We start from the raw sequence: 26,654 nt of genomic DNA on the forward strand, positions 1-26,654 counted from the left end.
CGGGAGTCCGGTCCCCCCACACCTCGCTCCCGTCGCGCGCGCTCTCCCGTCGATCCCGGGCGCGAGGTGACCGTCATGCCGCCGGCCGTCAGCCGTCTGCTCCGCTGGGCCGCTGTCATCGGCCTGGGCATCGCGCTCACGCTCGCACTCTGGCAGGACCCGGTGCTCGCGCACGGTCCCGTCCGGCCCGCGCCCGTCGCCTCCGGTTCCGCCGCCGCGCTCACCGCGCTGGCGCTGTCCGGGCTGATGCTGACCGCGCGGCGCCGGCCGCCCCGGGGATCCCGGCGGCCGGCGCCCGTACGGCCGCTCAGCGTGCCGCGCTCCCCAGGTACGCGTCGATCTCGGCGGTGATCCGGGCCTGCTCGGCCGGCGCGAGGAACGCCGCGGCGACCGCGTCGCGGGCCAGCGCGGCCACCCCGTCCGGGCCGAGTCGCAGCAGCCGGGCGGCCACCGCGTACTCGTCGTTGAGCGTGGTGCCGAACATCGGCGGGTCGTCGGAGTTGATGCTGACCGGCACCCCGGCCTCGACCAGCCGGGGCAGCGGGTGCGCGTCCAGGCTCGGTACGGCCCGGGTGCGCACGTTCGACGTCGGGGAGATCTCCAGCGGGATCCGCCGCTCGGCGAGGTAGGTCAGCAGCGCCGGGTCCTGCGCGGCGGAGATGCCGTGGCCGATCCGCTCGGCGCCCAGCTCGCGCAGCGCGTCCCAGATCGTCTCCGGGCCGGTGGTCTCACCGGCGTGCGGCACCGACCGCAGCCCGGCCGCCCGCGCCTGGTCGAACCAGGGCTTGAACTGCGGGCGGGGCACACCGATCTCGGGACCGCCGAGGCCGAAGCTGATCAGCCCGTCCGGTCGTTCGTCGAGCGCGATCCGCAGCGTCTGCTCGGCGGCGGGCAGTCCGGCCTCGCCGGGGATGTCGAAGCACCAGCGCAGCGCGATGCCGAAGTCGGCCTCGGCGCGCTTGCGGGCGTCCTCGATCGCCTCGCAGAACGCCGGCGCCGGGATGCCGCGGTTGACGTGCGAGTACGGCGTCACAGTCAGCTCCGCGTAGCGGACCTGCTGGCGGGCCAGTTCCCGGGCGACCTCGTGGGTGAGCAGCCAGACGTCGTCGGCGTCGCGGATCAGGTCCACCACGCTCAGGTAGACCTCGATGAAGTGGGCGAAGTCGCGGAACGCGAAGTAGTCGGCGAGCGCCTCCGGGTCGGCCGGGACGGGGCTGCGCCCCTCGTGCCGGGCGGCCAGCTCGGCGACGATCCGGGGTGAGGCCGAGCCGACGTGGTGCACGTGCAGCTCCACCTTGGGCAGTCCGGCGATGAAGGTGGGCAGGTCGGTCACGAGTTCTCCTCTGCGCGGGCGCCGGTACGGGCCACCATGAAGATCCGGCGGAACGGGAAGTACACCTGACCCTGCCGCACCGGGTACGCCTGCGCGAGCCGTACCCCCAGCTCGGCGCGGAAGTCGGCCCAGCCGGCGGCGTCCAGCGCGGCGCGCACCGGGCGCAGCGCGGTGCCCTCCATCCAGGCCAGCACCGGGTGGTCGGCGCCGGCGGCGGGCAGCAGATGCACGTACGTAGTCTCCCAGGCGTCGACCGCGCAGCCCGCGTCGGTCAGCAGCGTGGCGTAGCCGACGGGCTCGTCGACGGGCGCCTCGCGCAGCTTCGCGGCGAGCGCGTCCCGCCATCGGTCCTGCGCGGCCACGGAGCGCAGCAGCCGGTGCGAGGGCGCGTCGAAGTTGCCGGGTACCTGGAACGCCATCCAGGCACCGGCCGGCAGCTCCCCCGCCCAGCGGCGCAGCAGGTCGCGGTGTTCCGGCACCCACTGGAGCACGGCGTTGCCGACCAGCACGTCCACGTCCGGCTCGGGCCGCCAGTCGCGGACGTCGGCGACCGCGTACGCGACCGGACCGCCGTCGGCGCTCGCCCGGGCGATCATCTCCGGGGAGGAGTCCAGGCCGGTGACCCGGCTGCCGGGCCAACGGCCGGCGAGCGTCGCGGTGAGGGTGCCGGGGCCGCAGCCGAGGTCGACGACGGCGCGCGGGTGCGCGGCGCCGACGCGGGCCAGCAGGTCGTGGAACGGCCGGGAACGCTCGTCGCCGTAGCGCAGGTAGGTGCGCGGATCCCACATGACAGCCTCCAAACCGTACGTACGTCTTGCTAGACCGTACGGCCCGCCGAGCGCGACGGCAAGCCGCTCACTAGGCTCGACCGGGTGGAACAGCGCAGCTTCGACCGGCTCGGCCGGCACGTCGGCATCATCGGACTCGGCGCGTGGCAGCTCGGCGCGGACTGGGGCGAGGTCAGCGAGGACGACGCGCTCGCCGTCCTGGCCGCCGCCGTCGACGCGGGCGTCACCTTCCTGGACACCGCCGACGTGTACGGCGACGGCCGCAGCGAGGCGCTGATCGGGCGGTTCCTGCGGTCCCGCCCCGGGCACGGACTCACCGTGGCCACCAAGATGGGCCGCCGGGTGGAGCAGACGCCGGAGGCGTACACGCTCGACAACTTCCGGGCCTGGACCGACCGGTCCCGCACCAACCTCGGCGTCGACACGCTGGACCTGGTGCAGCTGCACTGCCCGCCCACCGCCGTCTTCGCCGACGACCGGGTCTTCGACGCGCTGGACACGCTGGTGGCCGAGGGCCGCGTGGCCGGGTACGGCGTCAGCGTGGAGACCTGCGACCAGGCGCTCACCGCCATCGCCCGGCCCGGGGTGGCGAGCGTCCAGATCATCCTCAACGCGGTCCGGCACAAGCCGCTGGAGCGGGTGCTGCCGGCCGCCGCTGCCGCCGGGGTGGGGATCATCGCCCGGGTGCCGCTGGCCAGCGGCCTGCTCTCCGGGCGGTACGACGAGAACACCACGTTCCCGGCGAACGACCACCGCACGTTCAACCGCCACGGCGAGTCGTTCGACGTGGGCGAGACGTTCTCCGGCGTCGACTACGACAGCGGCCTGGCCGCCGTACGCCGGCTCGCGCCGCTGGTCGGCGACGACCGGACGATGGCGCAGTTCGCGCTGCGGTGGATCCTCGACCAGCCCGGCGTGACCGTGGTGATCCCCGGCGCCCGATCCCCCGAGCAGGCGCGCCGCAACGCCGAGGCGGCCGGGCAGCCGGCACTGACCGAGGTGGAGCTGACCGCGGTGCGGGCCACCTACGACGAGCTGATCCGCCCGCAGGTGCACGACCGGTGGTGAGCCGGCCGGCCGGCGCGGCGTCGCCGGGCACCCGCGGCGGCGGGCATGCTGGAGCGGGACTGTCGTCGTCGGAGGGGGAACGATGAGGGGTTGGTTCCGGCTCACCCTGGGACTGGTCGCCGTGGTGCTCGGTGCGCTGTGGACGGTGCTGGGCCTCGGGTACGTCGAGGGCAGCGTGATGAGCGACCAGCGGGTCTGGGCGCTCGTCGGCCCGGTACTGGTCCTGATCGGACTGACCGGGCTGTGGTGGGGCATGCGGGCCCGGCGCCGCTGACGTCGCGGGCAAGGCGAAGCCCCGCCTCCCGTACGGGATGCGGGGCTTCCGGCACCGGCCGGCGCGGCCGGTGCGGTCAGCTCAGATGGGGCGGACCTGCTCGGCCTGCGGACCCTTCTGACCCTGGGCGATCTCGAACTCCACCCGCTGGTTCTCCTCCAGCGTGCGGTAGCCGCTGGTCTGGATGGCCGAGAAGTGGACGAACACGTCAGCACCCCCGCCGTCGACGGTGATGAAGCCGAAGCCCTTGTCAGCGTTGAACCACTTCACGGTTCCCTGCGCCATGTGTATCTCCTTCTAAAACTGGCGGCCGAGCACGCCGTGCGGCCGATTGGCCGTTTTCGAGCAGCGGCGCCTGAGGCGGCCCCCAATGCAGGAGACTTCTCTCAACCCACGCGTCTCTCAACAGCGTGAGACAGCAAACCACGTACGCAAAAACTTCGCACAGCCTAACGGACGAAATTTCTCCGACATGTGATCTGAAGGTCTCGCGGAGGCCGCCGCGCGGCCCCGTCGCAGCCATGCGAAAGGCCCCTTTCCCGTACTCGGGAAAGGGGCCTTTCCGGCCTTTTCGTCAGTCCGGCCAGCGGCCGGTCAGCCGGCGTACGCCCACCGCTCCGCCCCTGTCGACGGCGGCCCGCACCACCGAGAAGATGGCCCCCTGCAGGGCCGCGGCGGCGAGCACCTCGCCCCAGCGGCGGTCCTCGTCGGTGGCGCTCGGCGCCTCGCCGTCGCCCGCCGTCACCTTCCAGACCTGACGGAAGATCGCCCCGGCGACGGCACCGGCGGCCAGGCCGAGCAGCACCCCCACCGGCTTGTACGCCGCCTTGCCGACCCTTCCACTCACCTGCGCCTCCCTCTGACGATCACCAGCACCACCGCCGTCACCAGCGCGCCGGCCGCGATGGCCGCCCACGGCAACGGGTTGCGCCCGACCGCCTCACCCTTCTCGTACGCCTGCGCCCGGACCAGCCGGGCCCGCTCCGCCGCCCGCCCGCGCACCCTGGCCGCGGTCAGCGACGCCTGCTCCCGCATCCGCGCCTTCGCCGCCTCGGCGGAGTGCCGCACCAGCGCCTTCGGATCGGCCCGCGCCGCGAGCAGCTCCATCGTCTCACCGAGCTCCACCCGGGTCCGGCGGATCTCCTCCCGGAGCGCCGCCACGTCCCCGGTCCCGTTACCGGTCATGCCCGCCTCCCGTCCTTCACCGCGGCGGTGACCGTGTCCACGTCCGCCCGAACGCTGCGCACCGCCGCCTCGGGCACCGGCGGGACTGCACGGCTGACCTGCTTCTTGCCCACAAGCGCCAGGATCCCGGCGAGCAGGAACAGTGCCACCGCCACGATGAGGGCGGCCAGCCACGCCGGCATGACAAGCGCCAGTAGCAGGATCACCGTAGCGACCAGAGCGCCCGCGCCATAGAGCGCCATCACCCCGCCGCCGCCGAACAGACCAATCCCGATCCCGGCGTGCTTGCCCTTCTGGGTCAGCTCCGCCCGGGCCAGGGCCAGCTCGTCCCGCACCAGGCGGGTGACCTGCTCGGTGGCGCGCTGCACCAGTTCGGCGGTGGACGGCTCGCTCCCGGTCCGCGACGTGCTGCGACTCGCGACGTCAGCCATGCTGTCCTCCTTTCGTCATCACCGCGCTGTATGCCCGGAGTCGCCGCCCGTCAATCCTGCGCGGCGCGGCCGGTCCGCCCGGCCGCGCGCCGCCGGACCCCGGTGCCGCGAGCACCGGATCCGGGGCGTGCGCACCACGTCCCCCGCAACGGGCCGGGCAAACCCGTCCGGCCCGAAAGCCCCCGAAAGCTCCCCCTCCGCACGCGCGGAACCCCCGGCGCCGGGGCGGCCGGGGGTTCCGATCGGGGTACGGGGTCAGCGACGCGCCTCGGCGTGCTCCTCCCGGCTGCCCACGAACACCTCGCTGCGGGCCTCGCCGTCGTCGCTGCCGCCGAAGACCCGCGCGTCGTCGGGCGCCTCGGTGTCCGACGCGCGGCGGACCGGGCGGCGCAGCGGCACCGCCTGCCAGGGCAGCGGGCCGGTGGTGTCGCCCACCTCGGCACGCAGCCGGGGCAGGGCGGTCGGGCGCTGGTCGCGTACCCAGGTCACCAGGTGCTCGCGGACCAGGCACCGCAGGTCCCACAGGCTGCCCGCGTCGGCGGCGCTGACCAGCGCGCGGACCTTGACCATGCCGCCGGTCGCGTCGGTCACCTGGAGCACGCAGACGCGCCCGTCCCACAGCTCGGTGCCCTCGCACAGGCGGCGCAGTTCCTCCCGCATCGCCTGCACCGGGACGGCCCAGTCCAGCTCGAACTCGGCGGTGCCGAGCACCGCCGCCTCGGTACGCGTCCAGTTCTGGAACGGCCGGCTGGTGAAGTACGAGGTGGGCAGGATCAGCCGGCGGTCGTCCCAGATCTGCACCACCACGTAGCTGAGTGTCAGCTCCTCGATCCGGCCCCACTCCCCCTCGACCACCACCACGTCGTCCAGGCGTACCGCGTCGCTGAACGCGAGCTGGAGACCGGCGAAGACGTTGGCGAGCAGGCTCTGCGCGGCCAGCGCGGCGACCGCGGCGATCACACCGGCGGAGGTCAGCACACCGGCGCCGACGCCGCGTACGGCCGGGAACGTCATCAGCATGACGCCGACCGTGAGGATCACGATCACCGCGATGGTGAGCCGGCGCAGCAGCACCACCTGGGTACGTACCCGCCGGGCGTGCCTGTTGTTCGGCACGTCGACCCGGAACCGGGCCAGCGCGGTGTCCTCCGCCACCACCAGCAGCGAGGCCACCAGCCAGGCGGTGGCGGCGATCGTCGCCAGCACCAGCGTGTGCAGGACGAACTGCCGCCAGGGGCTGCCGATCGCGTACCCGGTGCTGAACCGGACCGCGAACTGCACCGCGGCCACGGTGAGCGCGACCTGGAACGCGCGGTGCGCGTGCTCGGTCAGCTCGGTCATCAGCAGCGAGCGGCGGCCGAGGCGGCGGGTGACCCGGTGCACCACCTGGGCCAGCACCAACGCGATCGCCGCCGCGGCGAGCGCGGCGGCGATGGTCACGACATAACTCTGCACGTACTCTCTCTCCCTCCGACCGGGCGGGCATCGGGCAAAGGCCCAATGGTGCCCGGCGGCCCGGGTATCGACCAGGATCAGACCTTGCGGTACCGGGACTGGAAGAAGCAGTAGACACCGAACGCGGCGATGCCGAGCGCCATGAGCGCCAGCAGCCACGGCCCGTACGACTGGTCGCGCAGCGTCCGCAGGGCGGCGTCCAGGCCGCGCGCCTTCTCCGGGTCGTAGTTCACCGCGGCGATCACGACCAGCAGGCCGGCGATGGCGAACACGCCACCCCGGGCGGCGTACCCGGCCATGCCGAGGCGGCGGGTGAGCTGACGGGTCTTGGGGCTCATCTCGCCGGTCTTGAGGTTGCGCTCGAACTTCTTCTTCAGGCCGTAGATCACCATGCCGATGCCGACCGCGGCGAGCACCAGCCCGGCCAGTCCGACCAGCCAACGGCCGCCGTCGGAGGCCATCAGCTTCTCGGAGAGCTGCTGCTGCTGGTCGGAGGCGTTGGAGCTGGCGTCCTGGAAGACCTTGATCGCGGTCCAGCCCAGCCAGACGAACACGACGACCCGGACCGCCGAGGCGATCCGTTCGAACAGTCGTTCCTTGCCGGTCTTGGACACGTGGCCGGAGATCGCCTCGAAGGCCTGCCAGATCGCCATGGCGAACAGGCCGACCGCGACCGCGATCAGGAGGAACTTCCCGAGCGGCTGTTCACCGAGGGTGCGCAGCGCGCCGTTCTGGTTTCCCTCCTCGCCCGAGTTACCGAAGGCGATCTGCAGCGCCAGCCAGGCGAAGAGGAGGTGCACCACCCCGTATCCGATGAATCCGGCACGGGTCAACAGTTCGAGCCACCGGCTGTTTCGAGCCTGTGCGGCGGTGGCTCCGGCATTCCGGGTGAGAGACATGAGCCCTCAATCTCCCGGCGGGCGATTTTCCAAACGTCTCGCCCGCCGGGACGGCCGAAACGGATCAGCCGTTGAGATCGCGGGCGACCCGCAGCACCACCTGCTGGTGGGTGACGCTGTCCAGGCTGACCTGGAAGCCGGCCACCTCGGTGGCCTGCTGGCCGACGGTGAGCGAGAGCTGTTCCCCGGCCACCTCGACGGTGACCTGGTCGCCCTCGGCGCCGACCAGCTTCGCCTCGACGCCGAGGATCCGGGCGCTGGCCTCGACGCCACGGTCGAAGGTGATCGTGCAGGCGTCCAGCCCGCAGTCGGTCTCGGCACCTTCGGAACTGCATCCGGCGAGCAGTGCCGCGCCGAGGGCGAGAGCGGCGAGCAGACCGGCGGTACGGCGGGCAGGGGCGGAGGTGGCGCGTCGCATCGTCACCCGCCCAAGGATAGGCGGCCCGTTCCACGCGCCCGTCGTAGGCGGATGGCGCAGGCCACGCCGGGCGGGGCCCACCCGGTGCGCGCTAGGGTGCCGGAATGGCTTTCGACGTCGCCCGGGTCCGGGCCGCCTACCCTGCCCTGAGCGAGGGATTCGCCCACTTCGACGGCGCCGGGGGCACCCAGACCGCCGCCACAGTCGTCGAGGCGGTGGCCGGGGCGATGCGCGCCGCGACGGGCAACCGCAGCACCGCCTTCCGGCCCGGCCGCCGGGCGCTGGATCTGGTCGCCGGCGCGCGGGCCGCGGTCGCCGACCTGCTCGGCGCGCAGCCGTCCGGCGTGGTGCTCGGGCCCAGCGCCACCGCGCTGACGTACACGCTGGCCCGGACGCTCGGCGCCGGCTGGCGTCCGGGCGACGAGGTGGTGGTGTCCCGGCTGGACCACGACGCGAACGTCCGCCCGTGGGTGCAGGCCGCGCAGGCGTCCGGCGCCACGGTGCGCTGGGCCGAGTTCGACCCGGCGACCGGTGAGCTGCCCGCCGGCCAGTACGCCGACCTGGTCGGCGAGCGCACCCGCCTGGTCGCGGTGACCGCCGGCAGCAACGCGATCGGCACCGTCCCGGACGTGGCGGCGATCGCCAAGACCGCGCACGCCGCCGGCGCGCTGGTCTGCGTGGACGGCGTGCACTCGGTGCCGCACGGCCCGACCGACCTGGCCTCGCTCGGCGCGGACTTCCTGGTGACCAGCGCGTACAAGTGGTCCGGTCCGCACCTGGCGGCGATGGTCGCCGACCCGGCGCGCTGGGCGGCGCTGCACCCGGCGAAGCTGGTCCCCTCCGCCGACGGCGTGCCGGACCGGTTCGAGTACGGCACGCCGAGCTTCCCGCTGCTGGCCGGCGTCACCGCCGCGGTGGACCACCTGGCCGGACTGGACCCGGAGGCGACCGGCGACCGCCGGGAGCGGGTACGCGCCGGACTGGCCGCCGCGCAGGCGCACGAGGAGGCGGTGTTCGACCGGCTGCTCGCCGGGCTGGCCGACCGTCCGTTCGTGACCGTGTACGGCTCACCCGCCCGGCGCTGCCCGACGGTGTCGTTCCGGGTGGCCGGACTGACCCCGGTGCAGACCGCGGCGGCGCTCGGCGAGGCGGGCCTGTGCCTGTCGAACGGCGACTACTACGCCTACGAGTACTTCCACGCCATGGGTCTGCGCGACAGCGGCGGCGCCGTGCGGGCCAGTGTCTACCACTACAACACCGTCGATGAGGTGGACCGGCTGCTGGCCGAACTGGACCGGCTGGCCGGGCCCGGAGGGAGAATGATCCGGTGAGTTTTCTGGTCGAGGAGAACGCCGCCAAGCGCCGCTTCGAGATCCTGGTGGACGACGCGCTGGCCGGGTTCACCGCGTACACGCCGCGCGGCGAGACGCTGGTCTTCACGCACACCGAGGTCGACGACCGGTTCCAGGGTCAGGGCGTCGGTGCGGCGCTGGTCCGGGGCGCGCTGGACCAGGTCCGTGCCCGGGGCGGCCGGGTGGTGCCGCAGTGCCCGTTCGTGGCCTCGTTCATCGAGCGCCACCCGGAGTACGCCGACCTGGTGGCCGAGAAGCCGTGAGGCCCGGCCCGGCCGGGGGACCTCCCCACCCGGCCGGGCCGGGAGTCAGCGCACGCCGGTCAGCACCTCGGCGGCGGCCCGGGCCGCGGCGGCGGTGGCGCCGTGGGTGGCCAGGTGCACGGCGCCGGTGACCAGCTCGGGCACGCCCAGCTCGACCACCACCGCGTCGGGGCGTACGGCCAGCGCCCGGCGTACCGCGTCCCGCATCCAGTCGTGGCGGTGCAGGTCGCGCACCACGAGCACCAGCGGCCGACCGGCCGGTGTCGCGCCCGGGTCGGCCGGTACGGCGTCGGCGGCGTAGCGGGCGGTGGTGGTGCCGGGCGCCAGGTGGGTCAGGGGTGCGGCGATGCCCCACGGCGTCTCCTCGCCGATGGCGATGTTGCGCGGCGGCGCGAACTCCACCACGTGCGCCGGACCGGCCAGCGGCAGCAGCCCGGTGTCGCCGCTGACCCGTACCGCCCGGCGGGCGGCGGCGAGCCCGATCGGTGAGCCGTCGGCGGGTGGCGGGCCGGCGATCCGGCGGGCGCGGGCGGCGACGCTCCACGCGGCGAGCTGGCCGACCCGCTTCGCCGCCTCGGCGAGCCGTTCCTCGGGCAGTTCCCCGCTGATCACCGCCGCCACGATCGCGTCACGCAGCTCGCGGGCGTCGGCCTCGGTGGCCCGTTCCCCGCCGACGCAGATCGCGTCGGCGCCGGCCACGAGCGCGCGCACCGCGGCGCCGGTGAAGCCGTACCGGTCGGCCACCGCCCGCATCTCCACCGCGTCGGTGACCACCACACCGCCGAAGCCCATCTCCTCGCGCAGCAGGCCGCCGAGCACGCGCGGGCTCAGCGTGGCGGGCAGTTCCGGGTCCAGTGCCGGCACCAGCAGGTGGCCGGTCATCACCGCCTGCGCCCCGGCGGCCACGGCGGCGCGGAACGGGGCCAGCTCGACCGCGTCGAGGCGGGCCCGGTCGCCGCCGATGCGGGGCAGGTCGTGGTGCGAGTCGACCCGGGTGTCGCCGTGCCCGGGGAAGTGCTTGGCGCAGGCGGCGACGCCGCCGGACTGCAGGCCGCGTACCCAGGCGGCGGTGTGCCGGGCGACCAGGTCCGGGTCGGCGCCGAACGCGCGTACCCCGATGACCGGGTTGGCCGGGTTGGAGTTGACGTCGGCGTCCGGGGCGTAGTCCAGCGTGACGCCGACGGCGGCGAGTTCGGCGCCGAGGTCGCGGGCGACCTCCTCGGTCAGCGCCGGGTCGTCGACCGCGCCGAGCGCGTAGTTGCCGGGACGGGAGCTGCCCCGGGCGGACTCGATCCGGGTGACGTCGCCGGCTTCCTCGTCGATCGCCACGATGACGTCCGGCCGTTCGGCCCGCAGGGTCGCGGTGAGGGTGGCGACCTGTTCGTGGTCGACGACGTTGCGGGCGAACAGGACGACCGAGCCGAGCCCTTCGCCGAGCCAGCGGCACACCCATGGCGGCGGTGTGGTGCCGACGAAGCCCGGTTGCAGGACGGCGGCGGCGAGCGCCGCCAGGTCTCCGGTCGATCCCACGGTCCGCTCGCTCACGCTGTCGTACCCCCGTCTCCCCCACGGACCCGCCGGGGCCGGCGGGTGCTGCCATGGTCACACCGCGCCGCTAAATAGTCAACAATCCTTACTGTTAGCCGCTGGCGCCTCGCGACCTCCCGTGGGAGAGTTCCCACATGTCCGCCCTGCCGCTCGCCGACGCCACCAGCGCCGCCGACATCCCCGGCGTACGCCTGCTCGGTCTGGTCGTCGGCGGCCTGTTCCTGCTGATCGCGATCCGGGCCATGTTCCGCCGCTGATCCCCGCCGGGCGGTGAGCGGCGGGGGCGGTTTCGCGCGGGATCACCGGGGGTAGCTGAGGCGCTTGATGAAACTGACCACGCACTCCTCCAGCCTGCGCCGGGCGGCACGGAACCTGTTCGGCTGGACCGCGCTGCGGCCCAACCAGCTCGCCGCCATGCGCGCCGTGATGAAGCGCCGGGACGCACTGGTGGTACTGCCCACCGGCGCCGGCAAGTCGGCGATCTACCAGATCCCGGCCAGCCTGATCCCCGGTCCGACGGTGGTGATCTCCCCGCTGCTGGCGTTGCAGCAGGACCAGATCGCCGCGCTCAACGAACGGCAGCGCCCGGAGCTGCGCGCGGTGCGGATCAGCTCGGACGAGAGCGCCGCCCAGCAGGCCGAGGCGATCGAGGACATCCGCGCCGGGCGCGCGGAGTTCCTGTTCATCACGCCGGAGGCGCTGAGCAACCCGGACCGCCTCGCCGAGGTCCGGGAGCTGAAGCCGGCGCTGGTGGCGATCGACGAGGCGCACTGCATCTCGGCGTGGGGCCACGACTTCCGGCCGGACTACCTGGCGCTCGGTCACCTGATCGACGGCCTCGGCCGCCCGCCGGTGGTGGCGCTCACCGCGACCGCCTCCCCGCCGGTACGCGACGACATCATCGCCCGGCTGCGGCTGCGCGAGCCGGAGGTGGTGGTCTCCGGGCTGGACCGGCCCAACCTCTTCCTCGAGGTGGCTCACTGCCCGACCGACGACTACCGGTGGCGGCGGCTGATCGCGCTGCTGCGCGACGACGAGCGGCCCGGCATCATCTACGTGCCGACCCGCCGGGCGGCCGAGGAACTGGCCGAGCGGCTCACCGGCGCCGGATACCCGGCCGAGTTCTACCACGGTGGCATGCCCACCGCGGCCCGGCACGAGCTGCACGAGGCGTTCCTGGCCGACCGCGTGCCGATCATGGTGGCCACCTCGGCGTTCGGCATGGGCATCGACAAGCCGAACATCGCCTGGGTGGTGCACATGGCGCTGCCCGACTCGCCGGACAGCTACTTCCAGGAGATCGGCCGGGCCGGTCGGGACGGCTCGCCGGCCCGGGTGCTGCTGCTGTGGCGCTCCGAGGACGTCGGCCTGCAGCGCTACTTCAGCGGCGGACTGCCGGACTCCAAGGAACTGACCGAACTCGCCGCGGTGCTGCGCGGCAAGGCCCGCAACCGCAAGGAGCTGCGCGAGCTGACCGGTCTCGGCCCGCGCAAGCTGGGCCAGTACCTGTCCCTGCTGGAGCAGGTCGGCGCCGCCGAGCCGCGGGCCAGGCAGCGCATCGCGGCGCCCCGGTACGCGCCGCCGGCCGCCGAGTCCGGCCGCGCCGCGCTGGCCGAGGCGGAACGGCAGCAGACGGTGACCCGGTCGCGTACCGACATGATGCGCGCCTTCGCCGAGACCACGGGCTGCCGGGGCCAAGCCCTGCTGGCGTACTTCGGTGAGCAGATGAGCGAGGTCTGCGGGCACTGCGACAACTGCCACGCGGGCACCAGTGTGGCCGGTGACGGCGCGGTCGGGCCGTTCCCGGTGCACAGCCAGGTACGCCACCCGGAGTGGGGCGCCGGCCTGGTGCTCAGCTACGAGGAGGACCGGATGACGGTGCTCTTCGACGAGGTGGGTTACAAGACGCTGTCCGTGCGCGTGGTGTCCGAACAGGGCCTGCTGGAGCTGGACTAGCCTGACCCGGGCGCCGCGGGGGCGCCCGTCGACAACGACGACCACGGCGAAAGGGGCCTGATCGTGATCGAGCAGCCGGCGTACACCCGGTTCGGCGTCTCCGACGAGGAGTGGGGACTGCTTGTGGGGTTGCCGCAGTCGGTGCTCACCGCGGCGGCCGCCGCCGAGTCCGACGGCACCCGCCGCACCATGGCCGAGAACGCCGCCGGGCTGGAGACCATCGCCGCCGGCCGTGAGTCGGCCAGCCCGCTGGTCGCCGCGGTGGCCGGTGAGGTCGTCGACCGGGTCGGCGACCCGGAGACCGGCGCGGAACTGCCGGTCATCACGCCGCCGGACCCGAAGGCGATGATCGACGACGTGCTGGCCCGGGCCGGGCAGGCGTCCGCGCTGCTCGCCGCGCGGGTGGACGAGGGGCAGGCCGGGGCGTACCGCCACTGGCTGGTGGACATCGCCGAGCAGGTGGTGGGCGCCGCCTCCACCGGCGGCATCCTCGGTCTGGGCGGCGACACGGTCACCGACTCCGAGCGCCGGTTCCGGGACCGGCTGGCCCAGGTGCTGAACGACTAGACGGACTCCTAACAGAAGGCTCGCAGTTCCGTCAATGACGGACGTCACGCCCCACCGGTGTCGCTTTCGGGCCCCGTGGGGCGTCCTGCTTACAGCAGGAGTGACGAGCCACGGGGGGTCGTTGATGGACGGGAAGCTGCAACGTCAGGTCCTCGACACGGAGGTGCTGCCGCCACCGGAGCGCTTCGGCATGTGGCTGGACATGATGGCGAGCACGCCGACGCCGCTGCGGGTGCACACCGCGCACGCCGACGACTTCGTCGCCCGGGCCGAGTTCATCGACCTGGGCCGGATGCAGCTCATCCGCTACCGCTACCCCTCGGTGGACTGCGTGCGCACCTCGAAACTGATCCAGCGCTCCGACCCCGACTACTACCTGCTCGCGCTGACGCTCAGCGGGAACAGCCAGGCCGACCAGGAGGGGCAGCGCGCCCGGTGCCGCCCCGGCGACCTCACCTTCTACGACTGCTCCCGTCCGCACGAGGTCAGTCACCACGCCGACGCCGCCGGGTCCGGGTACGCCCGCTCGATCGTGGCCCTGATGCCGTACGACGCGCTGCCGTTGCCGCCCCGCCGGCTCGCTCCCCTGTTCGCCGGCCGGATGTCCGGCTCCGAGGGTGTCGGCGGCCTGGTCGCCGACTTCCTCGTCCGGATCACGGCGAACCCCGAGCAGTACCACGCGGCCGACGCGGAGCGCCTCGGCGCCATCGGCCTGGACCTGGTCGCCACGCTGCTCGGCCGCAACCTCGTCTCCGAGGACGCGGTGCCCACCGAGGTCCGGCGGCGTGCCCTGCTGGCCCAGGTACGCGCGTACGTGCGCCAGCGCCTCGGCGACGCCACGCTGGACCCGGGCGCGATCGCCGACGCGCACCACATCTCGGTGCGCTCGCTGCACCGGCTCTTCGAGGACGAGGAGACCACGGTGGCCGCGTACATCCGGGACGAGCGACTGGCCCGGTGCCGTCGCGACCTCGCCGACCCGGCGCTGAGCGACCGCTCGATCCAGGTCATCGCCGCCCGCTGGGGTTTCCGGGACAAGGCGCACTTCAGCCGGGTCTTCCGGGCCGCGCAGGGTGAGACGCCGCAGACGTACCGGGCTCGTCACCTGGAATCGGCACGGATCGTCAACAGCACGGCATCCGCCGTCAACCTGTCCCGTACATACTGAAACCTGGGCCACCGCTCGCGGTGGCCCACGGATATCGGGGGGCCGGGCGTGGCGTCCGCGGCGGTCCCGGCCGCGGGCGGCCCCGCCCGGTAGGCGCCCCCGGGACCGCACCAGCGGCCGAGGTTTCCGGCCCCGTCGCGCTTCCCCCCAGGACCGACGGGGCCGGTCGGCGGTCAGCCGGCCTCCTCCTCCAGCAGCGCCAGCACCGACTTCTCCACCGCTTCGCGCGGCATCTCCGGCTGCACCGGCGCCAGCACCCCGTCGTGGTAGAGGTCGACCACGCGCGGGTCCACGTAGGAGGTCCGCGCCACCGTCGGGGTGTTGCCGAGCAGGTCGGCCACCGACCGCATCACCCCCGCCACGGCGCGCTTGCGGGCGGTCGCCGAGCGCTGCGGGCCGACGGTGGCCAGTTCGGCGGCGGCCAGCACCGTCGCGTGCCAGGTCCGGAAGTCCTTCGCGGTCATCTCGCCGCCGCTGGCGTCGCGCAGGTAGTCGTTCACCTCGTCGCTGCGCACGTCGCGCCAGGCCCGGCCGTCCCAGTAGCCGAACAGCCGCTCCTGGGCGCGCCGGCGGCGGCGCAGGTTGAGCAGTACCCGGCACAGCTCGGCGTCCTCGATCCGGTGGACCTGGTCGATGCCGCCCTTGGCCGGGAACTCGAACACCACGCAGCCGCCCCGGGAGCGGGCGTGCTCGGGGCGCAGGGTGGCCACCCCGAACGTCGGGTCGTCGCCGGTGGCGTACTGGTCGCTGCCGACCCGGAACGCGCCCATGTCGAGCAGCCGGGCGACGGTGGCGAGCACCCGTTCCCGGCGCAGGCCGCGCAGCGCCAGGTCCTGCGTGACCCGGTCGCGCAGCGCGGGCAGCCGGTGCGCCACCTCCAGCACGTGGTCGAACTTCGCCTCGTCGCGCTTGCGCCGCCAGCCCGGGTGGTAGAGGTACTGCTTGCGGCCCGCCGCGTCGATGCCGGTGGCCTGGATGTGGCCGTTCGGGTACGGCGAGATCCACACGTCCTGCCAGGCGGGCGGGATCACCAGCTCGCGCAGCCGGGCCAGTTCCTCGCCCTCGCGAACCGGTTCGCCGGCCGGGTCGAGGAACAGCCAGCCCTTGCCGCGCCGCCGGCGGGCGTACCCCGGCCGGCCCGGATCGCTACGCCGCAACCGCACCGGAGACCCGTTCCACGTCGGCCACCGCAGCCACCACCTCGTCGATCCCGACGGCACTCAGTGTCGGGTGGGTTCCTACCCCGCCCCACCCGGTCGAATCGCTGGTGACGGGGGTGGGCTCGATCGCACCCAGCGCCCGGTGCCGGGGCCGGTCCGGCGGCGGGCCCCAGTGCGCCGCCGGCACCGGGCCGAACAGCACCACCGACGGGGTGCCGTAGCCGGTGGCGAGGTGCGCCACGCCGGTGTCCCCGCTGACCACCAGCCGCGCGCACGCCACGAGCGCGGCCAGCTCGACCAGCCCGGTCCGGCCGGCCAACACCGCCTGCGGCGGCAGCCCGGCGTCGCGGGCGACCCGCTCGGCCAGCGCCCGCTCGTCCGGCGAGCCGGTCACCGCCACCCGGTGCCCCCGCGCGGTCAGCAACCGGGCCAGCCCGGCGAACCGGTCCGCCGGCCAGCGCTTCGCCGGGATCTTGCCGCCCGGGTGCAGCAGCGTCACCCCGGCCGGTACGCCGTCGACCGCCGGACGCCGCAGCGCCAGGTTCCCCGGGTCGGCGGGCAGCCCGTACGCGTGCAGCAGCCGGCACCAGCGGCGGACCTCGTGCTCGTCGTCGTCCCAGGACGGGCCGTCCGGGTGTCCGGCGCCTGGGTTGCGGTGGGCGAGCAGCCGGCCGGGGCGGACGGCGGCCAGCGCCCGGTGCGACTGCGGCCCGCGGCCGTGCAGGTTGACCGCCACCTCCGGCGGCGGGCCGGTCCACGCGATCCGGTCCGGCCCGCTGGTGGGCAGCACCCGGTCGACCGCGCCGGTCAGCTCCGCCAGCGGCGCCAGCCAGGCCGGGGCGGCGAGCACCAGCTCCCGGCCCGGCAGGCCGGCGCGCAGCCCGCGCAGCGCCGGCACGGCGGTGGCCAGGTCGCCGACCCCGAGCGCCCGCAGCACCAGGATCACGGGTACGAGGACTCCTGCGCGGCGCAGACCACCATCTCGCGTACCGCGCACCCGGCCGGCTGGGACAGCGCGAACATGACCGCGGCGGCGGTGTCGGCCGGCTCGTTGAGCACCGCGTCCGGGCCGGGGCGGTACTGCGCGTCCCGCTCGTCGAAGAACGCGGTCCGCATGCCGCCCGGGATCAGCAGCGTCACGCCCACCGATCCGGCCAGCTCGGCGGCGAGCGCCCGGGTGAAGCCGACCACCCCGAACTTCGCCGCGCAGTACGCGGTCGCGTCGCTCACCGCCTTGACGCCGAGCGTCGAGGCGACGGTGACGATGTTGCCGCGGGACGCCTCCAGCCAGGGCAGCGCGGCCCGGATCACCGCGGCGGTGGCGAGCAGGTCGACGGTGACGATCCGCTCCCAGGTCTCCGCCGGGATGTCGGCCAGCTTGCCGGGAACGTCCATCCCGGCGGCGGTGACCACGGCGTCCAGCCCGCCGGAGCGTTCCGCGAGATCACGGGTGCCGGCCTCGGCGGCGCGGGTGTCGGCCAGGTCGCACTCGACCCAGGGCACCCCGTCGGCGGGGCGCTGCCGGTCCAGCACCAGCGGGCGTCCACCGGCGCGGGCCACCGCGGCGACCACCGCCGCGCCGAGCCCGCTGGAGCCGCCGGTGACCAGGACGGTCGGCCCGGCTCCGGGCGCGCCGGCGCTCACGCCGCCACCGTCGGACCGGCGGGCGCGACCGCGCCGGGTCGGATGCGTCGCTCGTTCATCGTGCTCCCTTCGCCGTGGACCGGACCTGCGCGACCGCCTCGGTCTGGTCGACCGGCCAGCCGCCGCTGCCCCGCCCGGCCCGCGCCGCCGCGATCATGTCGGTGGTCGAGCGCCCGTCGAGGTACGGCACGACCACCGTGTGACCACCCCAGCGGGCCAGGATGTCCGTCTCCGGCAGCGTCTCCGGGCCGCCGCCGCTGGCGTAGTCGCCGCCCTTGACCCAGATGTCGGGGCGCAGCCAGGACAGCGCCGCCTCCGGGGTCGCCTCGTCGAAGATCAGCACCGCGTCGACGCAGCCGAGCGCGGCGAGCAGCCGTCCCCGGTCGCCCTGCGGCACGACCGGGCGTTCCGGCCCCTTGAGCCCGGCGACGCTGGCGTCGGAGTTGAGGCAGACCACCAGGCAGTCGCCGAGTTGCCGGGCCGCCTGGAGCGTCGCCACGTGCCCGGCGTGCAGCAGGTCGAAGCAGCCGCCGGTGGCCACCACGGTGCCGCCCGCCGCGCGTACCCGGGCCACCACCTCACCGGCCGCCGCGGCGCCGATCCGGTCCCCGCCGCCGGTGACCACCGCCGGGGCCACCGCCCGCACCGGCGCGGGCAGCGCGGTGGCCACACCGCCCCCGGCCACGTACGCCGACGCCTCCGCGACCGCCTCCTGCACCGCCTCGGACACCAGCGCGCCCCGGGCCAGGGCGAGCGTCGCGGTGGACGCGAACCGGTCCCCCGCGCCGCAGGTGTCCCCCTCGGCGGGCGGCGCCGGCACCACCAGGGGCGTGGACCCGGCGTGGCTGAGCAGCGCGCCGTCCCCGCCGAGCGTCACCGCCACCGCGCGCGCCTGCCAGCGGCGGCGCAACGCGTGCGCGCTACGGGACGCGACGGCCAGGCGGGAACCGCCAGGCGGCGTCTTGGCCAAGTCGCGGGCCTCCGGCTCGTTCGGCGTGGCCAGGTGCACCCCGGGTACGGCCCCCGGCCCGCGCGGATGCGGATCCCAGACCACCGGCGCCCGGGTGGCGGTCAGCGCGGCGCGCAGCGCGGGATGCGCTGCCACGCCCCGGCCGTAGTCGCTGACGAGCACGGCGGACGCGTCGGCGATCAGCCGCAGCACCGCGTCGCTCGGCTGACCCGGCGCACCGGACGTCCCGCCCCGGTCATGGCGCAGCAGCACCCGGCCGCGCGCCCGCAGCCGGATCTTCTCCGGGGTGGCGCCGGCCAGCGGAAGCGCGTACAACCGGACGCCGGCGGCGGCGAGCAGCGTGCCCAGCCGCGCCCCGCCCGCGTCGTCGGCGACGGCGGTGACCAGCGCGACGTCGGCGCCCTGCGCGGCGGCGAAGACGGCGGCCAGCCCGGCGCCACCGGGCCGGTCGACGGAGACGGTCTCGTCCAGCACCGGCACCGGGGAGTCCGGGCAGAGCCGGTTCACCAGACCCTCGACGTCGCGGTCCAGCAGCGTGTCACCGAGCACCACCACCGGGCCCCTCATGCCGGTCCTCCCCGCCCGGCCGGCGCCGTCGGGTCCGGCTCGCCGACGACGACCTCGACGCCGGCGCGTACCGGCCCGGCCGGCGTCTTCGCGGCGAGCGCGGCGGGCAGCGCCAGTTCGACGTACTCGCAGAGCACGTGCGAGGCCACCAGGTGCAGTTCCTGCACCACCTGCCCGTCCGGCGAGTCGATCGCCAGGTGCTCGTGGCAGAGGTCGGCGAGGGGGTTGGGTGCGGGTCCGGTGAAGGCCCAGCAGCGCAGTCCGGCCTGGTGTGCGGCGTGGGCGGCGGTGAGGAGGTTGGGGCTGGTGCCGCTGGTGGACAGGAGCAGGAGGATGTCGTGGGGTCGGCCGTGGGCGCGGACCTGTCGGGCGAAGGTTTCGTCGTATCCGTAGTCGTTGGCGATGGCGGTGAGGGCGCTGGTTTCGGCGTGCAGGGCGATGGCGGACAGCGGTTGGCGGTCGTGGCGGAGTTTGCCGACGAGTTCGGCGGTGAGGTGCTGGGCTTCGGCGGCACTGCCGCCGTTGCCCGCCACCAGCAGCCGGCCACCGGCGGCCAGCCGCTGCGCCAGTTCCTCACCCCAGCGGGCCAGCATCTGTTCCGCCTCCCGCAGCGGCAGCAGCGCGGCGGCCAGCAGGCTCAGGTGGTCCTCCAGCACCGTCGCGCCGGCCGGCGGCGTCCCGGCCGTCATCAGGCGACCACCCGGGTCGGGCGGCGCACCGTGGCCACCTCGCCGTACAACTCGGTGAGGCGGTCCGCCGTGGTGGCCCAGGAGTAGCGGGTGCGGGCCCGCTCCAGCGCCGCGGTCGCGTACGCGAAGCGGCGGATCCGGTCGTCGAGCAGGCCCCGGAGGGCCGCGCCGAGGGCCGCCGGTTCCCGGGGCGGCACCAGGTCGCCGGTGCGTCCGGCCACCACCGTGTCGATCAGCCCGCCGACAGCCGTCGCCACCACCGGTACTCCGCAGGCCATCGCCTCCAGCGGGGTGAGCCCGAACGGCTCGTACCAGGGCGCGGCCACGAGCACGTCGGCCGACCGGTACCAGCGGCCCATCTCCTCCCGGGGCACCGCGCCGACCAGCCGTACCCGGTCGGCGACACCGAGGGAGTGGGCCAGCGCGCGCAGGCGCAGCGCGTACGGGTCGGTCTCCAGCAGCCCGGCCGGCGGCCCGCCGACGACCACGCACTCGGCGTCGGGCACCTCGGCGACGGCCCGGATGACGTCCTGGAAGCCCTTGCGCTCGACCAGCCGGCCGACGGTGAGGATGCGGGCCCGGCCGCCGTCGCGGTCGGCGACCGGGCCGAGCGGGGAGAACGTCGTGAGGTTCACCCCCGACGGCACGACTGTCATCCGGGACCGGGGCACGCCCATCCGGACCAGTTCGGCCACCTCGTCCTGGCACTGGGCGACCACCCGGTCCACCGAGCGGCCCAGCTTCCGCTCGTGCTCGACCCGGCCCGGCGGGCTGGTGTCCTGCACGCCCTGGTAGCGGCGCTTGACGGTGCCGAGCGCGTGATACGTCTGCACCACCGGCACCCCCGCGCGGCGGGCCGCGGCGAGACCCGCCAGCCCGCTCATCCAGAAGTGCGCGTGCACCACCTCGGGCTGCCAGTCGCCGGTGCGCCACCGATCGGCCAGCCACTGCCCGAACGACGGCATGTACGGCAGCAGGTCGTCCTTGGCCACCGGCTCGGCCGGCCCGGCCGGTACGTGCACCACCTCGTACCCGTCCGGGGTGCGGACGCTCACCGGCAGGTCCACCGCGTCGAGCCGGGTGTAGACGCGCACGTCGTGACCGGCGGCCGCGAGCGCGGCGGAGAGCTCCGCGACATGCGTGTTCTGGCCACCGGCGTCCTCCCCGCCGAGGACGGCGAGCGGGCTGGCATGCTCCGAGATCATCGCGATGCGCATACTTCCTCCTCCAGCAGCCGGTCCCAGTCGGCGAGGAATCGCTCCAGGCCGTAGCGGTCCCGGGCGGCGGCCCGGGCCACGGCGCCCGCCCGGCGGGCGGACTCCGGGTCGTCCAGCAGGCCACGGGCGGCGTCGACGAGCGTGTCGACGCGGGTGGACAGCGCGCCCGCGGCCGGTGGCACCGCCTCCACCGCTTCGGTGGTGGCCAGTGCCACCACGGGCATGCCCATGGTCATGGCCTCGATGAGGCTGAGGCCGAGTGAGGTCCAGCGGCACAGGTGCAGGTAGGCGCGCCGTTTGGCGAGTTCGGCGTGCATGGCGTGCTGGGGTACGTCGTCGTGGCTGGTCAGCCGGTTCTCGGGCAGGCCGAGGTGGGCGGCGAGACCGTCGACCTTCATCCCGTAGACGTCCAGCGGCGCCAGCGCGGCGAACCGGGCGAGCAGGTCGGTGCCGGTGACGCGCCAGCGGCGTACCGGCTCGTTGATGACCACGGCGAGGCGGTCGAGTTCGCCGGTCCACTCGACGGCGGGCGGTACGACGCCGTGGTCGACGACTGTGGTGCGGGTGGCGCCGTTGTCCCAGAACAGCTCGTTGAACGCGGTGACGTGGGTCAGCAGCAGGTCGTCGCGGTCGGCCATCGGGTGCCGGGTGTTCGGCACGTCGCCTTTCGGCGTGTTGTGCTCGACGTAGATCGCCGGCACGTCCCGGCCGGGCCGGCGGCCGAGCCACTCGGCGGCCAGGTCGAGTTCCTCCGGACGTTGCAGGATCACCAGGTCCACGTCGGTGTCGCGCAGCTCCTCGGGAGTGACCTCCACGGCGCTGTCCGGCCACGGGTAGGTGCGCGCCCGGCCCAGCCCGTACGGGCCCCGGTCCGGGGTGACCGGCACCAGGTAGCGGTGCTTGCCGTGCACGAAGGACGTCGTCCACGACCCGTGGACGTGCCACAGCAGGATGTTCATCCGGCCACCCCGTCCGCCACCGGTGTCGGCACGCCGAGCAGCCGCAACGCCTCCAGCACGCGCCCCGGCTCGACCGCCGACAGGCACGGGTGCCCGGGGACCGGGCAGACGGTGGCGCGGGTGTCCCGGCACGCCGCACCCGCGTCACCGAGGCGCACCGTCGGCACCCGGTACGGCCCCCACTGTCCGAACGGCACCGTGGGGGCGAACAGGCTCACCACCGGCACACCCAACGCGGCGGCGAGGTGCGCCGGGCCGGTGTTGCCCACCACCAGCGCGCCGGCTCCGGCGATCACCGCCGCCAGCTCGTCCAGCCCGGTTCGCCCGCCCAGGTCGACGCCGCCCGCCGCGGCGACCCGCGCGGTCAGATCCCGCTCGTCCGGTCCGCCGGTGACCACGACCCGGTAGCCGGCCGCGCCGAGCACGCGGACCACACGGGTGGCCAGTTCCTCCGGGCAGGCGCGGGTCTCCACCGACGATCCGGGGTGCAGGACCACGTAGCCGGGCTCGCCGGCGGCGGCCGCGGGCGGCGGAAGCCGGTCGGTGCGGATGCGCAGCGCCGGTTCGTCGTGGCCGGGCAGCGCGAAGCCGGCGGCGGCAGCGAGGGACAGGGCACGTTCCGGTTCGGGTACGCCTGCCGGAACGCGGTGGCGGACGTCGAGCAGGCTGCCCGGGTAGTCGTCGCTGATCGCGCTGATCCGCGGTATCCCGGCCAGGCGCAGCAGCAGCGCGAGAGGCAGGGCGGACTGGTGGAAGGAGGTGAACACGACGGCCTCGTCGGCGCGTACCTCCGACAGCCGGTCGGTGAGCGCGCGCACGGCGCCGGGGTCGACGGGTGGGGCGGGCGCGTCGATCCACGGCAGTGGCGCCTCGATGATCTCGTCCACGCCTGGTAGCAGCTCGGCGGCGGCCCGGCCGCGTGGCCCGCACAGCAGCACCACGCGCTCCGCGCCGGCCGCCACCGCCCGGATGCCCGGCCCGGTGACCAGCACGTCGCCCGCCGCGTCGCTGCGGACCGCCAGCACCGTGCCCCGGCGCGACCCGCGTGCGGGCTGCGGCGCGGCCGTCAGGCGCATCCGGGCCAGCACGATGCCCACCGCGTCCGGCAGGTCGGCGGCGACCGTCGGCGCGGCGGCCACCTCGGCGGCCCGGGTCGCGGGCGTGGGCACCATGATCGCGGCGGCGCCGGCCGCCGCGGCGGCTGCCGTGTCCGCGCCGATGTCACCGATCAGCACACACCGGGTCGGCGTGGTCCCGAGCGCGGCCGCCGCCTCGTGCACCAGGCCGGCAGCGGGCTTGCGGCAGGCGCACCCGTCGGCCTCCGCGTGCGGGCAGATCGCCCAGTGGTCGAAGGGCCCGAGCAGTTCCTCCACCCGGGCGTTGACCAGGCGCAGGTCGTGCGCGGTGAAGTAGCCCCGGGCCAGGCCGGACTGGTTCGTCACGACGGCGAGCCGCAGTCCGGCCGCCCGCAACCGGTCCAGCGCCTCCCGGGCACCCGGCACCGGCCGTACCTTCTCCGGGTCGCCGTTGTACGGCACGTCCTCCACCAGCGTGCCGTCGCGGTCCAGCAGAACCGCGTCGTACAGGCCGGACGGGAACCGGTCAGCACCCGGGTCAACCCGGGCTGACCTGCACTGATCCCGCTCCTGGTCCCGTCGCACGGGCGGCGGGTTCCCGAGGCCCCGAGGAGTAAACGTCGACGTCGGCGCCAGGCGTCCCCGCCGGTGCCGCACGACCGGTGCACGCCTGCCACGACCTGCCCGGTCCGGCGATACCCGCCGCCCCGGAGAAGCTAACCCGACCGCCGTTAGCGACCGCCCTCACCGGGGTACCGCTCGGTGATGGCGGTTGTGGAGAAGGTGATCGACGCGCCCCCGGAGCAGGTGTTCGAGGTGCTCGCGGACGGGTGGACGTACAGCGACTGGGTGGTGGGCACCGCGCACGTGCGGGACGTGGACGACACGTGGCCGCGCGTCGGCAGCCGGCTGCACCACCGGGCCGGGCCCTGGCCGTTCTCGCTGCAGGACAAGTCCACGGTGCTGGAGTGCCAGGCGCCGCAGCGGCTGGTGTTGCGCGCCGGGCTGTGGCCGGCCGGGGAGGCGATCGTGGCGTTCGACCTGGAGCCGCTGGACGACGGCCGGACCCGGGTGACGCTCGGTGAGGACTTCGCCGCCGGGCCGTTGCGGTGGGTCCGGACCAAGCTCAACGACCTGGTGCTGCATCTTCGTAACCGGGAGACGCTGGCCCGGCTGTCCGACATCGCGACGCGGCAGAAGCCGGAGCGGTGATCGATCGCCGGCGGGGCGTCTGTGCGCCCGCCGCGCGAGGGACTGGCTACCCTCTCAGGTGAACCTGTCGGCTGACCGAGGATGTCCGTGATGATCGAACCCGTGCAGTTACCCTCCCCGTGGGGGGATGCGCGCCTGACCGTCGTCGTTCCGACCTACAACGAGGCGGGCAACCTCCCGGTGCTGGTCGAGCGCCTCCTGGCGCTCCCGCTGCCGGGGCTGAAGGTGCTGGTCGCGGACGACAACTCCCCGGACGGTACCGGCGAGGTCGCCGACAAGCTGGCCATCGAGCACCCGGACCGGGTGATGGTCGTGCACCGCCCGGGCAAGGAGGGCCTCGGCCGGGCGTACGTGGACGGCATCGGCCGGGCGCTCGACGACGGCGCGGACTTCGTCGCGCAGATGGACGCCGACCTGTCGCACCCGCCGGAGGCCCTGCCCGGCATGCTCGGCGCGCTGCTGTCCACGCAGGCGTCGGTGGTCATCGGCTCGCGGTACGTGCCCGGCGGTGAGCTGGACGAGAACTGGCCGCTGTACCGGCGCGCGCTCAGCGGCTGGGCGAACCTGTACGTGCACACGCTGCTGCGGGTCCGCATCCGCGACCTGACCGCCGGCTTCAAGATCTGGCGGGCCGACGCGCTGCGCGCGATCGGGCTGGACCGGGTGCAGTCCAACGGCTACAGCTTCCAGGTGGAGATGCACTACCTCGCCACCAAGCTGGGCCACACGATCCTCGAGGTGCCGATCCGCTTCGAGGAGCGCCGCGACGGCGACTCGAAGATGACCACCGCCACGAAGATCGAGAGCGCGCTGATGCCGTTCAAGCTGCGCAGCCGGCACCGCAACCTGGACTCCTGACACCGCTTTCCGTGTCTCCACCGCGCCCTCACGCTGCGTCATTGTCACCGCGCGTGAGGGCGCGGTCGCGCGGCGACTTCCCTCGTCGGCCCCTTTGCTCTGCAGCCATCGGCGCAGCACCGCCCTGAGCAGGGGCGCTCCTCGGAGCACCGTTTCGCCGGATGCCGACTCCGGAAACGGTACGTGACCGATGCGCATGCGGCTGCAGAGCAAAGGCGGCGGTGCGGTCATTCCGTCGGCGCGATACCGGACACTCAGCGTGACGCCCGGAACGGCCCTCACAGGTGAAGTGCGGCGCGACGATGAGCAGTCGCGCAGTCGGCGGTCGGCCGATGCCGCTGAGCGCCTCCGTCCGGCGGCGGTCCCGGCGGCGAGGTTGCGCGGTGGGACGCTCCTATGGCGCGTCAAGTGGCTGGGGTGGGCTTTCGAGGCGTCGGTAGAGGTCTCTTGCGATGTATCGCTTGAGGCAGCGTTTGATCTCTCGGTCGGTTTTGCCTTGGGCGCGGCGGCGGTCGGCGTAGGCGCGGGTGGGTTCGTCGTAGCGCAGTCGGGACAGGGCGACGGTGTGCAGGGCGCGGTTGAGTTGCCGGTCGCCTGAGCGGTTGAGCCGGTAGCGGATGGTTTTGCCGGATGAAGCAGGGATCGGGGCGGCGCCGGCGAGCATGGCGAACGCGGCGTCGTTGCGGCAGCGTCCGGGGTGGGACCAGGCGGTCAGGACGGTGGCGGCGACGATGGGTCCGACGCCAGTGAGGTCGAGCAGGTCGGGGCGCCAGGAGCGCACGATCATGCGGATGGCTGTCTCGTGGCTGGCTGCCTCCGTTTCCAAGGTCCGAATGCGTCGGGCGAGATCACGTAACACTGCCAGCGCGGTGGCGGCCTCGATGTCGCCACCGGCCGTGGTCGGTCGCAGCCGGCCAGCCGTGGTGATCATCGTTCGGGTGCGCTGCCCGCGAAAGCGGGTTCGCACCGCTTCGGGAGCGGTGATGACCATCGCGTGCAGCTGCCGCTGGGCGGCGGTGGCAGCCTCGACGGCCGCCCGGCGGGCGGTCAGCCGCATCTGCAGCGCTGCCCGCTGAGGCCCGGTCTTGGGCTGCGTCAGCCGGGTGCGGGCCAGGGCATCACGGGCGGCGCGTTCGGCGTCGATCGGGTCGGACTTCGCCCCGGCCCGGCGAGTCGGCCGCTTGGGGCGGTCCAGCTCGACAACCAGCTCACCGGCATCGGCCAGATAACGGTGAAGGCCGGCGCCGTAGCCGCCGGTGCCCTCCAGCGCCCAGGCCCGCAACCCTGACTGCTCATCGGCCAGGGCTACCAGCTCGGCGTAGCCGTCCGGGTCGGTGTTCACCCTGACCCGTGCCAGCACGGCACCGGTGCGGGCATCGAGGACCGCGGCGGTGTGGGTGTCTTTGTGCGTGTCGACGCCGATGACGACCTCGACCAGATCTGCCAGCATGGACATGCGTTCTCTCCTCACCGTGGGGGACGCGAGGTCCGGTCCGGCGCGGAGATGGCAGGACTGTGATGAGACACGCCAGCCGCTAACTGGCGGTCAAGCTCCTGATCAGGCCAAACGTCTCCCGCCGGGCCGGCGCTGGCAGCA

The 26,654-nt window shown here is 74.4% G+C and carries 30 protein-coding genes; 11 read left to right on the top strand and 19 right to left on the bottom strand.

The genetic code is table 11. The annotated features are described in order from the left end of the window. Nucleotides 1–75 precede the first annotated feature (75 nt). On the top strand, nucleotides 76–351 hold the full coding sequence (locus O7604_RS28435) for a hypothetical protein (RefSeq protein ID WP_281578350.1): 276 nt from the start codon (nucleotides 76–78) through the stop codon (nucleotides 349–351). On the opposite strand, the gene O7604_RS28440 is transcribed toward O7604_RS28435, so the two are convergent. Further along, complete coding sequence (locus tag O7604_RS28440; RefSeq protein WP_269700557.1) at nucleotides 308–1,333, bottom strand: adenosine deaminase; 1,026 nt, start codon at nucleotides 1,331–1,333, stop codon at nucleotides 308–310. The genes O7604_RS28435 and O7604_RS28440 overlap by 44 nt on opposite strands. Then, a complete protein-coding gene (locus tag O7604_RS28445; RefSeq protein WP_281578351.1) occupies nucleotides 1,330–2,121 on the bottom strand; it encodes a trans-aconitate 2-methyltransferase in 792 nt (263 codons plus the stop codon). The genes O7604_RS28440 and O7604_RS28445 overlap by 4 nt, the downstream gene beginning before the upstream one ends. A gap of 84 nt (nucleotides 2,122–2,205) precedes the next feature. Between O7604_RS28445 and O7604_RS28450 the strand changes: the two genes are divergently transcribed. Together O7604_RS28450 and O7604_RS28455 are read left to right on the top strand one after the other, a co-directional pair. After that, nucleotides 2,206–3,189 carry an aldo/keto reductase gene (locus O7604_RS28450; protein ID WP_281578352.1) on the top strand — a complete coding sequence of 328 codons (984 nt, stop codon included), beginning with the start codon at nucleotides 2,206–2,208 and terminating at the stop codon, nucleotides 3,187–3,189. A gap of 82 nt (nucleotides 3,190–3,271) precedes the next feature. After that, nucleotides 3,272–3,463 (top strand): hypothetical protein, encoded by a 192-nt coding sequence (locus O7604_RS28455; protein WP_269700560.1) that lies wholly within the window; start codon nucleotides 3,272–3,274, stop codon nucleotides 3,461–3,463. 81 nt (nucleotides 3,464–3,544) lie between these two features. On the opposite strand, the gene O7604_RS28460 is transcribed toward O7604_RS28455, so the two are convergent. From O7604_RS28460 to O7604_RS28490, 7 genes are all read right to left on the bottom strand, one after another. Then, nucleotides 3,545–3,748 carry a cold-shock protein gene (locus O7604_RS28460; protein ID WP_007075740.1) on the bottom strand — a complete coding sequence of 68 codons (204 nt, stop codon included), beginning with the start codon at nucleotides 3,746–3,748 and terminating at the stop codon, nucleotides 3,545–3,547. A 289-nt stretch (nucleotides 3,749–4,037) separates the two neighbouring features. Then, nucleotides 4,038–4,310, bottom strand: coding sequence for a DUF4235 domain-containing protein (locus O7604_RS28465; RefSeq protein ID WP_013285416.1), 273 nt, complete (start codon nucleotides 4,308–4,310; stop codon nucleotides 4,038–4,040). After that, a complete protein-coding gene (locus O7604_RS28470) occupies nucleotides 4,307–4,648 on the bottom strand; it encodes a DUF3618 domain-containing protein (RefSeq protein WP_013285415.1) in 342 nt (113 codons plus the stop codon). The genes O7604_RS28465 and O7604_RS28470 overlap by 4 nt, the downstream gene beginning before the upstream one ends. Beyond that, nucleotides 4,645–5,079 (bottom strand): phage holin family protein, encoded by a 435-nt coding sequence (locus tag O7604_RS28475; RefSeq protein ID WP_013474843.1) that lies wholly within the window; start codon nucleotides 5,077–5,079, stop codon nucleotides 4,645–4,647. The genes O7604_RS28470 and O7604_RS28475 overlap by 4 nt, the downstream gene beginning before the upstream one ends. Before the next feature lie 255 nt (nucleotides 5,080–5,334). After that, a complete protein-coding gene (locus tag O7604_RS28480; protein WP_281578353.1) occupies nucleotides 5,335–6,534 on the bottom strand; it encodes a mechanosensitive ion channel family protein in 1,200 nt (399 codons plus the stop codon). Nucleotides 6,535–6,611: 77 nt separating this feature from the next. Continuing rightward, nucleotides 6,612–7,433, bottom strand: a complete 822-nt coding sequence (locus O7604_RS28485) for a DUF1206 domain-containing protein (protein ID WP_281578354.1) — start codon at nucleotides 7,431–7,433, stop codon at nucleotides 6,612–6,614. A gap of 64 nt (nucleotides 7,434–7,497) precedes the next feature. Then, the gene (locus tag O7604_RS28490) at nucleotides 7,498–7,857 is read right to left on the bottom strand and encodes a hypothetical protein (RefSeq protein WP_281578355.1); all 360 of its coding nucleotides are present in this window, start codon (nucleotides 7,855–7,857) and stop codon (nucleotides 7,498–7,500) included. Between the two features lie 98 nt (nucleotides 7,858–7,955). Here O7604_RS28490 and O7604_RS28495 point away from each other — a divergent pair, with 98 nt between their 5' ends. Both O7604_RS28495 and O7604_RS28500 read left to right on the top strand, forming a co-directional pair. Beyond that, nucleotides 7,956–9,182 carry a cysteine desulfurase-like protein gene (locus O7604_RS28495; RefSeq protein ID WP_281578356.1) on the top strand — a complete coding sequence of 409 codons (1,227 nt, stop codon included), beginning with the start codon at nucleotides 7,956–7,958 and terminating at the stop codon, nucleotides 9,180–9,182. Then, entirely contained in the window at nucleotides 9,179–9,466 is a 288-nt protein-coding gene (locus tag O7604_RS28500; RefSeq protein ID WP_269700566.1) for a GNAT family N-acetyltransferase, read from the top strand. Before O7604_RS28495 ends, O7604_RS28500 begins: the two co-directional genes overlap by 4 nt. A gap of 45 nt (nucleotides 9,467–9,511) precedes the next feature. Here the strand turns inward: O7604_RS28500 and O7604_RS28505 are convergent, their stop codons facing one another. Then, the gene (locus O7604_RS28505; protein ID WP_269700568.1) at nucleotides 9,512–11,011 is read right to left on the bottom strand and encodes a glycoside hydrolase family 3 protein; all 1,500 of its coding nucleotides are present in this window, start codon (nucleotides 11,009–11,011) and stop codon (nucleotides 9,512–9,514) included. 137 nt (nucleotides 11,012–11,148) lie between these two features. On the opposite strand from O7604_RS28505, the gene O7604_RS28510 reads away from it, so the two are divergent. From O7604_RS28510 to O7604_RS28525, 4 genes are all read left to right on the top strand, one after another. After that, nucleotides 11,149–11,271: a hypothetical protein gene (locus O7604_RS28510; RefSeq protein ID WP_013285408.1), complete on the top strand. Its 123-nt coding sequence runs from the start codon at nucleotides 11,149–11,151 to the stop codon at nucleotides 11,269–11,271. A 67-nt stretch (nucleotides 11,272–11,338) separates the two neighbouring features. Further along, a complete protein-coding gene (locus O7604_RS28515; protein ID WP_281578357.1) occupies nucleotides 11,339–12,970 on the top strand; it encodes a RecQ family ATP-dependent DNA helicase in 1,632 nt (543 codons plus the stop codon). Between the two features lie 63 nt (nucleotides 12,971–13,033). After that, on the top strand, nucleotides 13,034–13,537 hold the full coding sequence (locus O7604_RS28520) for a hypothetical protein (RefSeq protein WP_269700572.1): 504 nt from the start codon (nucleotides 13,034–13,036) through the stop codon (nucleotides 13,535–13,537). A 124-nt stretch (nucleotides 13,538–13,661) separates the two neighbouring features. Further along, nucleotides 13,662–14,705: a helix-turn-helix domain-containing protein gene (locus O7604_RS28525; RefSeq protein ID WP_269700574.1), complete on the top strand. Its 1,044-nt coding sequence runs from the start codon at nucleotides 13,662–13,664 to the stop codon at nucleotides 14,703–14,705. A gap of 173 nt (nucleotides 14,706–14,878) precedes the next feature. Here O7604_RS28525 and O7604_RS28530 read toward each other — a convergent pair whose 3' ends face one another. The 8 genes from O7604_RS28530 to O7604_RS28565 are packed head-to-tail and all read right to left on the bottom strand — an operon-like array spanning nucleotide 14,879 to nucleotide 23,497. Further along, on the bottom strand, nucleotides 14,879–15,868 hold the full coding sequence (locus O7604_RS28530; RefSeq protein WP_269700576.1) for a DNA topoisomerase IB: 990 nt from the start codon (nucleotides 15,866–15,868) through the stop codon (nucleotides 14,879–14,881). Continuing rightward, nucleotides 15,852–16,811 (bottom strand): glycosyltransferase family 9 protein, encoded by a 960-nt coding sequence (locus tag O7604_RS28535; protein WP_281578358.1) that lies wholly within the window; start codon nucleotides 16,809–16,811, stop codon nucleotides 15,852–15,854. The genes O7604_RS28530 and O7604_RS28535 overlap by 17 nt, the downstream gene beginning before the upstream one ends. Further along, nucleotides 16,808–17,509: an SDR family oxidoreductase gene (locus O7604_RS28540; RefSeq protein ID WP_281578359.1), complete on the bottom strand. Its 702-nt coding sequence runs from the start codon at nucleotides 17,507–17,509 to the stop codon at nucleotides 16,808–16,810. Before O7604_RS28540 ends, O7604_RS28535 begins: the two co-directional genes overlap by 4 nt. A gap of 55 nt (nucleotides 17,510–17,564) precedes the next feature. Further along, entirely contained in the window at nucleotides 17,565–19,046 is a 1,482-nt protein-coding gene (locus O7604_RS28545; RefSeq protein ID WP_281578360.1) for a PfkB family carbohydrate kinase, read from the bottom strand. Then, nucleotides 19,043–19,735 carry an SIS domain-containing protein gene (locus O7604_RS28550; protein WP_281578361.1) on the bottom strand — a complete coding sequence of 231 codons (693 nt, stop codon included), beginning with the start codon at nucleotides 19,733–19,735 and terminating at the stop codon, nucleotides 19,043–19,045. Before O7604_RS28550 ends, O7604_RS28545 begins: the two co-directional genes overlap by 4 nt. Further along, the gene (locus O7604_RS28555; protein ID WP_281578362.1) at nucleotides 19,735–20,952 is read right to left on the bottom strand and encodes a glycosyltransferase; all 1,218 of its coding nucleotides are present in this window, start codon (nucleotides 20,950–20,952) and stop codon (nucleotides 19,735–19,737) included. The genes O7604_RS28550 and O7604_RS28555 overlap by 1 nt, the downstream gene beginning before the upstream one ends. Then, nucleotides 20,937–21,911: a glycosyltransferase gene (locus O7604_RS28560; RefSeq protein WP_269700584.1), complete on the bottom strand. Its 975-nt coding sequence runs from the start codon at nucleotides 21,909–21,911 to the stop codon at nucleotides 20,937–20,939. Before O7604_RS28560 ends, O7604_RS28555 begins: the two co-directional genes overlap by 16 nt. Then, nucleotides 21,908–23,497: an HAD-IIIA family hydrolase gene (locus O7604_RS28565; protein ID WP_281580015.1), complete on the bottom strand. Its 1,590-nt coding sequence runs from the start codon at nucleotides 23,495–23,497 to the stop codon at nucleotides 21,908–21,910. Before O7604_RS28565 ends, O7604_RS28560 begins: the two co-directional genes overlap by 4 nt. Before the next feature lie 255 nt (nucleotides 23,498–23,752). Here O7604_RS28565 and O7604_RS28570 point away from each other — a divergent pair, with 255 nt between their 5' ends. Together O7604_RS28570 and O7604_RS28575 are read left to right on the top strand one after the other, a co-directional pair. Beyond that, nucleotides 23,753–24,199 carry an SRPBCC family protein gene (locus tag O7604_RS28570; protein ID WP_281578363.1) on the top strand — a complete coding sequence of 149 codons (447 nt, stop codon included), beginning with the start codon at nucleotides 23,753–23,755 and terminating at the stop codon, nucleotides 24,197–24,199. Nucleotides 24,200–24,289: 90 nt separating this feature from the next. Next, nucleotides 24,290–25,057, top strand: a complete 768-nt coding sequence (locus tag O7604_RS28575) for a polyprenol monophosphomannose synthase (protein WP_194801004.1) — start codon at nucleotides 24,290–24,292, stop codon at nucleotides 25,055–25,057. A 394-nt stretch (nucleotides 25,058–25,451) separates the two neighbouring features. Here O7604_RS28575 and O7604_RS28580 read toward each other — a convergent pair whose 3' ends face one another. Beyond that, nucleotides 25,452–26,513 (bottom strand): IS110 family transposase, encoded by a 1,062-nt coding sequence (locus O7604_RS28580; RefSeq protein ID WP_120572001.1) that lies wholly within the window; start codon nucleotides 26,511–26,513, stop codon nucleotides 25,452–25,454. Nucleotides 26,514–26,654: the final 141 nt, after the last annotated feature.

This window comes from Micromonospora sp. WMMA1947 (assembly GCF_027497355.1).
GTDB lineage: Bacteria > Actinomycetota > Actinomycetes > Mycobacteriales > Micromonosporaceae > Micromonospora.